We start from the raw sequence: 9,229 nt of genomic DNA on the forward strand, positions 1-9,229 counted from the left end.
CAAAATAAATAGCACCATTTTTAGGGTTTTAGTTATGTAACGTTGAAGATTTGATGGGTTTGGCATTTTTAAAAGAAAAATGCAAAGCCGTTTATTTTTTAATTTTAAAAATGCTGTTTGGGGGATGGACTCAAGTCTGGGTTCGTAGCGATGAGATCAACCATGATATTAATGCCTCTGGTCAAAGCCTGGTGGAAAGATCCAATTTTTAATAGCGCCGTATTTGCAGCTGTTATTTTGCACGTGATTTTTCTCACGCTGGAATTTGGTATGCCACAAGATCAGGAGAGCATGACTAAAGAGATTGCGGTCAGTATTCGTCAAACTGATGAAAAAATTGAGCATGCAGATTTTCTGGCTCAAACTGATCAGCAAGGTTCAGGCAAATTTCGTGAAGCACATCGTATGTCGAGCGATATGCCTGCACCGTTGATGGAGCAAAAGACCGGAGAAGAGCAGCAAGAAAGTCCGGACATGTTGCAACAGCAGCGTGAATTAAGCTTTGAAGAAAAAGTGCTGATGACGACTTTAAGCTGGCAAAAACAGGCGGAAGAAAATCAGCGCAAAAAACTGCAGGAACAGTTACAAAGTCAGTTCCAGGCCAAAGCCGCTATGGTAGCCAGTCTTGAAGCCCAATATCTGCAACGACAACAAAACTTCAGTCGTCAGCAAAAAATTAAAACCGTAGATGGCATCCAGTCCAAACAGGATGTCTCTGCGGCTTATCTGGAAAAATTCCGTCAGAAAGTGGAGTTCTATGGTAACCGCTATTATCCAGACGCGGCCAAACAGCAGAATCTGGCAGGAGAGGTGCGCTTGATGGTGATCTTGAACCAGAACGGCGGAATCCGTGCAATTCGCTTAATTGACAGTTCAGGGCATAATTTGCTAGATGAAGCTGCAAAATCTTCAGTACGCAAGGCAGCACCATTCGGAGCATTTGATGCCAAGATGTCGGATATTTCCGAGCTGAGAATTATTCGAACCTGGCGTTTTGATCCGGCTGAAGCGGAGTTTGAGGTGCGTTAATCTGGGCGCTTCGCCTGTATATAACTACCTTGCTGAGTTCCATCGTCCCAGACCACATTTAAATGGTTTTCATCTATGGCTAGATATTTGGGAAATATCATCAAGTCCTGGTACTTTGGATCTGCTTTTAAGCCAATACACTCTTTATTTTGCCACCATGTTCCTTCGGCAAATTGATCCAGAGCACCATAGGCCAGATACCATTTAAAGGTACCATCTGCTTGTAACAGCAACTCCGAACCTAATTCCATAACTCCGTTTAAATAATAATGGCCTGCCCATGAGCTTTGGTTCTGTTGAAATTTAATTTTTGGGCACATGGGAATTGAGTGGGCATAAAGTGATGAACACAGCCAGGGAGAGAAAATAAGTAATGCAGTCGAGAACAATCTTTTCATTACGTTCTCCTAAAATTTTTGAAGCACAGTTCTTTGTTAAAGTTCATTATGTGCTTATGTATTTCTGGAAGAAATCATGAATGCGTAAGCAGATATTTTTTAAAACTCTGTATCTAAGAACAGACTAAGAAAATTATAAGTAAGGATCGATGAGTATTTAATTTAACTGTGCATCATAGCGCCGTAAAACTTCACAGACTTCCACGCTGAAATATGTATACCAGCTATATTTTCCTAGCTCTTGAGCGGCCTGATGTTCAGCATCTTCATGCCAGGCGCGAATATCATGAAGACTGTTCCAGTAAGAAAGCGCAATTTCCTGAGTACCTTCGGTTAAAGCTTCAAAATACTGGCAATGAAATTGTGAAAGGGCTCTTTCTCTCATTCGCTGGGCTGTTTCAAAATAACACTGATCTAATTCTTTAATTTGCGCTTTGAAAATCACGACATATTGCATGGAGGTTTTTATTTTATTTCTTAAATTGAGCTTATTATGAAGTGAATAAAATAAAAAAAGCGAGCCTTAGCCCGCTTTTTAATTATTGAATTTTAATCTCTTTCCAGATAAGGATTAGCAATACCCAGTTTGTCCAGAATCTCGATCTCAATGCCTTCCATTTCTTCAGCATCTTCCTCTGAAGTTTCATGGTCATAACCCATCAGATGCAAAGTACCATGTACCAGCATATGGGTGAAATGGAGCAGTGGAGCTTTGTCCTGTTCAGCGGCTTCACGCAATACGACTGGAATACAAATCACCAGATCACCGATCGGGAAAGCATCCAGCACCTGTGCCATTTCATCTGGAAGCTCACTTGGAAAAGACAGGACATTGGTCGATTTATCCTTGCCGCGATATTCCAGATTGAGTTTATGACTTTCGTCATTATCGACACAGGCAATGCCAATTTCACAATCACTTTGGGTACCGATATGGCGCAAAGTGGTTTCTACAACTTTTTTAATATAGGCACGTTTCAGCACCAGTTCTGGTGACTGAAAGTCCTGTTGCAGGGAGAGACTAAGTTTCAACGTGAATCCTTAAAAATTAAATAACAATGCAGCTTTAATGCTGTGCATCAGCCGCAGCATCATTTTCAGCTATCAAGGCTTCCTGACGGGCTTTACGCTCAGCACGAGCCTCAGCGCTTAAACGCTGCTGTTCACTGTCCCAGCCTTCGTAGGCTTCAACAATTTTCTGAACCAGCTGGTGACGCACGACGTCACGAGAATGGAAACGGGTAATATGAATTTCAGGGATTTTATCAATCACACGTAAGGCATGTGCCAGACCAGACTGCTGACCTCGTGGTAAATCCACCTGAGTCACGTCACCAGTAATCACTGCACGTGAACCGAAACCTAAACGGGTCAGGAACATCTTCATCTGTTCAGGTGTAGTGTTCTGGGCTTCGTCCAGAATCACAAAAGAATGATTCAGGGTACGACCACGCATATAGGCAAGCGGTGCAACTTCAATAATCTGACGTTCGATCAGCTTGGCCACTTTTTCGAAACCAAGCATCTCATACAAGGCATCATAAAGGGGACGCAAATACGGATCGATCTTCTGGGTTAAATCCCCCGGCAGAAATCCAAGTTTTTCACCCGCTTCAACTGCAGGACGAACCAGTAAGATACGCTGGATTTCATTACGCTCCAGCATATCTACAGCGGCTGCAACGGCGAGATAGGTTTTACCGGTACCCGCAGGGCCAATACCAAAGGAAATATCACTTTGCAGAATACGCTGTACATAACGTTTCTGGTTGGCACCGCGAGGATTGATCCGGCCTTTGCGCGTTTGCAGCCAGACATTATCCAGACCGGTATGTTCCTGTTCTTCCAGGTTCTCCTGGAGTTCACGATCGGTCTGGCTACCTTGAATCATCATATGCAAAGTATCTGCACTGATCTGCTGGCTGTGTTCAGATTCTTCATGAAGACGTTGCAAGAGCATTTCGGCTCTCTCAACGGCATCGATTCCACCATCGATAAAGAAACTTTCACCTCGGTGGGAAATTTTGACGTCTAAACGTTGTTCAATTTGTTTCAAATGACCGTTATAGGCACCTAAGACGGCTTGTAAACGGTCCATCGAAATTCCAGGAAAAGCTACTGTACGTCGAATCGTTGCAGTCAAGAGTGTTCCTTTTAGAAGTGTACGTTATATGCTCTACATTACGCCACGTCAGGCTCAAGATTCAAGAGCTCACCGTAAACTAAATTTAAAGTTTTAATTTCGGTGATTTCGATCTCTGCAAAGCGTCCTACCCACGATGCATCACCAATAAAGGTGACATAACGGGTATTGTCTGCTGTACCCACCAGAACATTCGGATCTTTATCAGAAACTTTCTCAACCAGTACGCGCTGGACTGTACCGAGCATAGCATCTGTTTTACGAATACTCGACTGTTTAATCCACTCCTGAACTTTGGCCAGACGCTCTTTTTTCACCTGTTCAGGTGTTGTATCTTCCAGCTCTGCAGCAGGGGTGCCCGGACGTTTTGAATAAACAAAACTATAAGAGTGATCGAAATCCAGATCCTGAATAAACTGATAGGTTTCTTCGAAGTTCTCATCGGTTTCGCCCGGGAAGCCGATAATAAAGTCTGAAGATAAATGCATGTCTGGGCGAACTTTACGTAACTTTTCGATTTTCTCGATATACACATCAATGGTGTGGTTACGTTTCATCGCCTGCAATACATCATTGGAACCGCTTTGTACCGGTAAATGCAGATGTGACACCATCTGTGGCAGGTCACGGTAGCACAGGATCAAATCATCATTGAATTCCAGTGGATGCGAAGTGGTATAACGAATACGGCCAATACCTGGAATTTCTGCAACCAAACGTAACAGATCGGCAAAAGTACAGATTTTTCCGTCAAAGGTCTCACCGCGATAACCATTCACGTTCTGACCGAGCAGGGAAATTTCACGCACACCTTTTTCTGCTAAGCCAGCAATTTCAGCCAGAACGTCATCCAGCGGGCGAGATACTTCTTCGCCACGTGTATATGGAACTACACAGAATGAACAGTATTTTGAGCAGCCTTCCATGATCGAAACAAAGGCCTTATAACCTTCAACACGCGGTTCAGGCAGGAAGTCAAATTTTTCGATGTCCGGGAACGAAATATCGACCAGTTTAATTTTTTCTTTTTTCGGTTTTTCGACCTGCTCAAAATGCTGGTCCAGCATTTGCGGTAAACGGTGCAAGGTTTGCGGACCAAAAATCATGTCCACATAATTGGCACGTTTCTGGATATTGTCACCTTCCTGAGAGGCCACACATCCGCCGACACCAATAATCAGGTCAGGATTTTTTTCTTTCAGCTTGCGCCAGCGGCCCAATTCTGAGAATACTTTTTCTTGTGCCTTTTCACGGATCGAGCAGGTATTCATCAGCAGAATATCCGCTTCTTTAGGATCGGTGGTCAGCACATAGCCGTGGGAATCGCCCAGCAGATCTGCCATACGGTGACTGTCATACTCATTCATCTGACACCCTTGCGTTTCGATATACAGTTTTTTAACTGAACCATCGATGGCTGGGGTGTGCGCTGGCTGGGTGACAGTGTTTTCTGAGGCAGCTGGGGCACCATTCGGAATGAAGGTTTGAACCGTCATGTAGGCTCCTACAAGGTAATACGTCGAAAGAGTGAACGAATAACCTGTTTGCATAGGCAAACGGGTAAATAAAAATTCAATTCACGTTCTGAAATCTTTAAAAGGCGCATATTTTAGCAGGAAAGTCGCTTAAACTTATAGCCTAAAATGCGGCTGGGAAAATATTGATTTATGGACAAAAAGTGTCTGAAAATTAATATTGTCTAATCATAAGGTTACATAAGTGAACAATACAGTGGGTTATAATTTTCCGGCTAACTCTTATGATAGGCAACAGGGGCTGGGCGAAAACTCGATGATAGAAGGCAAATTGATGTTTAAACACACTAAAAATATGAAGAAATATTATAAATTACTAAGCTTGAGTGTGGCGTGTCTCTGTTCAATGAGTGTGCAGGCAGCAGAAGAACAATTTAATGATGCCTTACGCGCGGCAAATGCTGGAAATATCGGACAATTAGAACAATATCAGTCTGCCATGCAAAATGATGTCTTGGGCTATTATCCTGAATACTGGATTCTGAACCAGAATCTTGGCTCACAACCTGCCAGTCAAATTATCAGTTTCGCCCAACGTTATCCTCAGTCGGCTATGGCAGAAAAACTCGCAGCCGATTATGTCGAAGAAAAAGTCAAAATGGCTGACTTTTCTACTGCGCAACCAGTTCTGCAATATGTCACCAATGCCGATCCGGCTGAAGCCTGTGCAGTTGCACAAGTCCGTGCCAAAAGTGGCGATCAGCTGGTTTATGCTGAGTTTAAGGATGTTTGGCTAACCACCAATTCTCAACCTGAGTCTTGTACAGGCTTGGGACGCATGATGTTATCCAGTCCGCTTATGACCAATGAAGACCGCCAGCAGCGTTTGTGGGTGCAATTACGTGCTGGTCAGTCTGGACAGGCTATTGCCACTGCACAAGGTTTAGGGCTTAACCTGTCTCTGGCTCAGCTCAATACGATTCAGGCCAATCCAACCAATTATTTATGGTCAGCCCCTAAAAGTACTGCCGCTGATCATGCCTATCTGATTTATGCGTTGGGGCGTCTGGCAGATAGCGATCTTGATTCAGCAATGTCCATTGTAAAACGTACTGCTGAAGGCACACCGGTACAAGTACAAAAAACACTATTCAGAACTGTGGGTTATATCGGCGGCACTACGGTAATGAAAAATAACTTCAACCGTGAAGTGCTGAACTATCTGGATGCCAGTTATGGTTTGCCATTTAGTCCGGAAGAAGCCGAAATTTATGCCCGTCAGGCGATTCGTTTTAGTGCCTGGGAAAGTCTGATTCGTGCCATTGATGCCATGAGCGTGAACCAGAAACAGGAAGACCGCTGGCAATACTGGCTGGCACGTGCCAGTGAACAGCGCACAGATCGCGCTTCAAAACAGGCAGCAGAAAGTATCTATAAAAAACTGGCAGTCGGCGAGGATTATCATAACCTGCTAGCACGGGATAGATTAGGCCAGTTAACGGCTTCTACACCGAACTCGGCACAGCCATCCAGTCAGGCCATGCAACGTCTGAATCAGGATATTCATTTCCGCCGTGCTTTTGCCTTGCGTAATATTAATGCGCCAGAAAATTATATTAACCGTGAATGGAACTGGGCAGTTCGTCAGGCTTATTTAAGAAAAGATGACGATTTACTGTTGGCAGCAGCCAAACGTGCGATGGATATGGGCTGGTATGACCGTGCCATTTATGCAGCAGATCGTACTGCGGACAAGCATAATTACAACTATCGTTATCCGATGCCACATCAGAATTATGTCGTGAGCCATAGCCGTAATGCCGGCATTGATGCTGCCTGGGCTTATGGTTTGATGCGTCAGGAAAGCCGGTTTAATACCGGCGCACGCTCTCATGTGGGTGCAGGCGGTTTGATGCAGATCATGCCGGACACCGCCAAACTGGTCGCTCGTCAAATGGGTGAAGCCTATAACCCGGCAGCCTTAACTGATATGAACACCAATATCCGTTACGGAACTTACTATTTATCAACAATTCAGCGTCAATTGAGCAATAGTCCAGTACTGGCTACAGCAGGTTATAATGCCGGCCCGAACCGTGCCCGCCGTTGGCAACCCGAATTCCAAAGTATTGCTGCGGATCAATATACCGAAACCATTCCTTTACTGGAAACGCGAGATTATGTGAAACATGTCATGACGAACGCGACATATTACGGTATTTTATTGGGACAGGGCGCACAATCGGTCGGTAAGCGTATGCAAGCCATTCCGTTACGTAATACACCATAGCATTCAAAAAATCTAAGGGAAGGATAGTTTGTTGATCAAGGGAATAAGGGGTGCTCAAATTTCTGCTGGATGGGCTGCGCTTTTATTTTTAGCAGCAAGTCCAGCTGCCTTTGCACTGCCAACGGGTTATGTCATGGACATCCAGATGGTACCGGCACTTTGCAGTCTGGATCCGGCCTACAGTAAAAAAAGAAAATGTCTTGAAGGTTATTCCCTAAATATTTCCGGTCTCTATCCTCAAACCACATCAACACATTGCACTACTACCAGTTCTGCGAAGTTACCGCCTTTGCAGGCTAAAGTGGTGGCCCGTATCATGCCGGATGAAAATACCCGCGCATTGCTCTGGCATAATATTGGCGGCTGTATTCCGATGAATGCCACGCAGTATTTTCGTACGGTGATCAATCATGCTGATCGTCTGAAAGTTCCAGAAGAACTTACCGAGCAGGAAAGCCATACCGTTTCCATTGATATGCTGCGTTCCAAATTTCTGAAAATCAATCCGCAACTGCCTTCAACAGCATTGCGTTTTAACTGCCATCAGACCCGCGCATCCAGTCTGCTGACGTCGATTCAGGTCTGCTACAACGCCAATGGCGGCTATAAAGGCTGTCCTTCAAACATTATTAATACATGCCCAAAAACTGTCACAATAAAAGGGACATACTAAGCTTTTTAGCCAAATTAATTTATATTTCCTATCATACTTTTGTTGAAATCCATTCTCTTTTACATGCATCTCGAAGAGGATTGGAGTACAATCTTTGCCGTTTATGATTATTAAGATTAGATAGAACAGCTATTTAATCATTATGACGATCCTCTCAATTGGAGATAATTACATGAAGCAACCTGTTCGCGTTGCCGTTACTGGCGCTGCTGGTCAAATTGGTTACAGCCTATTATTCCGTATCGCAAGCGGTGAAATGCTTGGTAAAGACCAACCAGTTATTCTTCAATTATTAGAAATTCCTGTTGAGAAAGCTCAGCAAGCGCTTAAAGGCGTAATGATGGAACTAGACGACTGTGCTTTCCCATTATTGGCGGGCATGATCGGTACTGATGATCCTAAAGTAGCTTTCAAAGATGCAGACTATGCTCTATTAGTTGGTTCACGTCCACGTGGTCCTGGTATGGAACGTGCTGACCTGCTTAAAGTAAATGGCGAAATCTTCATTGGTCAAGGCCAAGCACTGAACGAAGTTGCTAGCCGTGATGTTAAAGTTCTTGTTGTAGGTAACCCTGCTAACACTAACGCTTACATCGCAATGAAATCTGCTCCAGATCTTCCAGCGAAAAACTTCACAGCAATGTTGCGTCTTGACCACAACCGTGCGTTAACTCAACTTGCTCAAAAAGCGGGTGTTGCAGTTTCTGACATCGAAAACATGACTGTTTGGGGTAACCACTCTCCAACAATGTATGCTGACTACCGTTTTGCGAACGTAAACGGCGAAAGCTTGAAAGACAAAATCAACGATGCAGCTTGGAACAAAGACGTATTCCTTCCAACTGTTGGTAAACGGGGTGCTGCGATCATCGAAGCACGTGGTTTGTCTTCTGCTGCTTCTGCTGCAAACGCTGCAATCGACCATATGCGCGATTGGGCTCTTGGCACAAACGGCAAATGGGTAACTATGGGTATTCCTTCTGACGGTTCTTATGGTATCCCTGAAGGCGTAATGTTCGGTTTCCCTGTAACTACTGAAAATGGTGAATACAAAATCGTTCAAGGTCTTGAAATCGACGAATTCAGCCGTGAACGTATCAACGTTACACTGAACGAGCTTGAAGAAGAGCGCGCTGCAGTTGCTGACATGATCAAATAATTTAATCTTTTAAGATTAAGTTAAAAAAAGCACTCCATTTGGGGTAATGCCAGTCAGTTAAG

Annotated in this window: 9 protein-coding genes; 4 read left to right on the forward strand and 5 right to left on the reverse strand. The window is 44.1% G+C overall.

Annotated features, from left to right (window positions below):
- Positions 1–171: 171 nt before the first annotated feature.
- Entirely contained in the window at positions 172–1,029 is an 858-nt protein-coding gene (locus G5T77_RS05795) for a TonB family protein (protein ID WP_171064840.1), read from the forward strand.
- Here G5T77_RS05795 and G5T77_RS05800 read toward each other — a convergent pair.
- From G5T77_RS05800 to miaB, 5 genes are all read right to left on the reverse strand, one after another.
- Entirely contained in the window at positions 1,026–1,427 is a 402-nt protein-coding gene (locus G5T77_RS05800; RefSeq protein WP_104425710.1) for a hypothetical protein, read from the reverse strand. The two genes, G5T77_RS05795 and G5T77_RS05800, sit on opposite strands and share 4 nt — an antisense overlap.
- A gap of 157 nt (positions 1,428–1,584) precedes the next feature.
- Positions 1,585–1,884 carry an antibiotic biosynthesis monooxygenase gene (locus G5T77_RS05805; RefSeq protein ID WP_166135597.1) on the reverse strand — a complete coding sequence of 100 codons (300 nt, stop codon included), beginning with the start codon at positions 1,882–1,884 and terminating at the stop codon, positions 1,585–1,587.
- 92 nt (positions 1,885–1,976) lie between these two features.
- On the reverse strand, positions 1,977–2,459 hold the full coding sequence (gene ybeY / locus G5T77_RS05810; RefSeq protein ID WP_166135600.1) for an rRNA maturation RNase YbeY: 483 nt from the start codon (positions 2,457–2,459) through the stop codon (positions 1,977–1,979).
- A 34-nt stretch (positions 2,460–2,493) separates the two neighbouring features.
- Positions 2,494–3,570 (reverse strand): PhoH family protein, encoded by a 1,077-nt coding sequence (locus G5T77_RS05815; RefSeq protein ID WP_004786823.1) that lies wholly within the window; start codon positions 3,568–3,570, stop codon positions 2,494–2,496.
- 38 nt (positions 3,571–3,608) lie between these two features.
- Positions 3,609–5,066 carry a tRNA (N6-isopentenyl adenosine(37)-C2)-methylthiotransferase MiaB gene (miaB, locus tag G5T77_RS05820; RefSeq protein WP_166135603.1) on the reverse strand — a complete coding sequence of 486 codons (1,458 nt, stop codon included), beginning with the start codon at positions 5,064–5,066 and terminating at the stop codon, positions 3,609–3,611.
- A 385-nt stretch (positions 5,067–5,451) separates the two neighbouring features.
- On the opposite strand from miaB, the gene G5T77_RS05825 reads away from it, so the two are divergent.
- The 3 genes from G5T77_RS05825 to G5T77_RS05835 all read left to right on the forward strand — a co-directional run bounded on the left by G5T77_RS05825 (position 5,452) and on the right by G5T77_RS05835 (position 9,167).
- Positions 5,452–7,335, forward strand: coding sequence for a lytic transglycosylase domain-containing protein (locus tag G5T77_RS05825; protein ID WP_240904201.1), 1,884 nt, complete (start codon positions 5,452–5,454; stop codon positions 7,333–7,335).
- A gap of 34 nt (positions 7,336–7,369) precedes the next feature.
- Complete coding sequence (locus G5T77_RS05830; RefSeq protein ID WP_171521875.1) at positions 7,370–8,008, forward strand: ribonuclease I; 639 nt, start codon at positions 7,370–7,372, stop codon at positions 8,006–8,008.
- A gap of 172 nt (positions 8,009–8,180) precedes the next feature.
- Positions 8,181–9,167 (forward strand): malate dehydrogenase, encoded by a 987-nt coding sequence (locus G5T77_RS05835; RefSeq protein WP_004786815.1) that lies wholly within the window; start codon positions 8,181–8,183, stop codon positions 9,165–9,167.
- The last annotated feature ends 62 nt before the right edge of the window (positions 9,168–9,229 follow it).

The organism is Acinetobacter sp. GFQ9D191M, from assembly GCF_011174875.1.
GTDB lineage: Bacteria > Pseudomonadota > Gammaproteobacteria > Pseudomonadales > Moraxellaceae > Acinetobacter.

Bases quoted from the DNA above. Each gene is read 5' to 3' on its own strand.
- G5T77_RS05835 (WP_004786815.1), top strand. From the start codon at position 8,181: ATGAAGCAACCTGTTCGCGTTGCCGTTACTGGCGCTGCTGGTCAAATT.
- miaB (WP_166135603.1), bottom strand. From the start codon at position 5,066: ATGACGGTTCAAACCTTCATTCCGAATGGTGCCCCAGCTGCCTCAGAA.
- G5T77_RS05805 (WP_166135597.1), bottom strand. From the start codon at position 1,884: ATGCAATATGTCGTGATTTTCAAAGCGCAAATTAAAGAATTAGATCAG.
- G5T77_RS05825 (WP_240904201.1), top strand. From the start codon at position 5,452: ATGAGTGTGCAGGCAGCAGAAGAACAATTTAATGATGCCTTACGCGCG.
- G5T77_RS05800 (WP_104425710.1), bottom strand. From the start codon at position 1,427: ATGAAAAGATTGTTCTCGACTGCATTACTTATTTTCTCTCCCTGGCTG.
- G5T77_RS05795 (WP_171064840.1), top strand. From the start codon at position 172: ATGCCTCTGGTCAAAGCCTGGTGGAAAGATCCAATTTTTAATAGCGCC.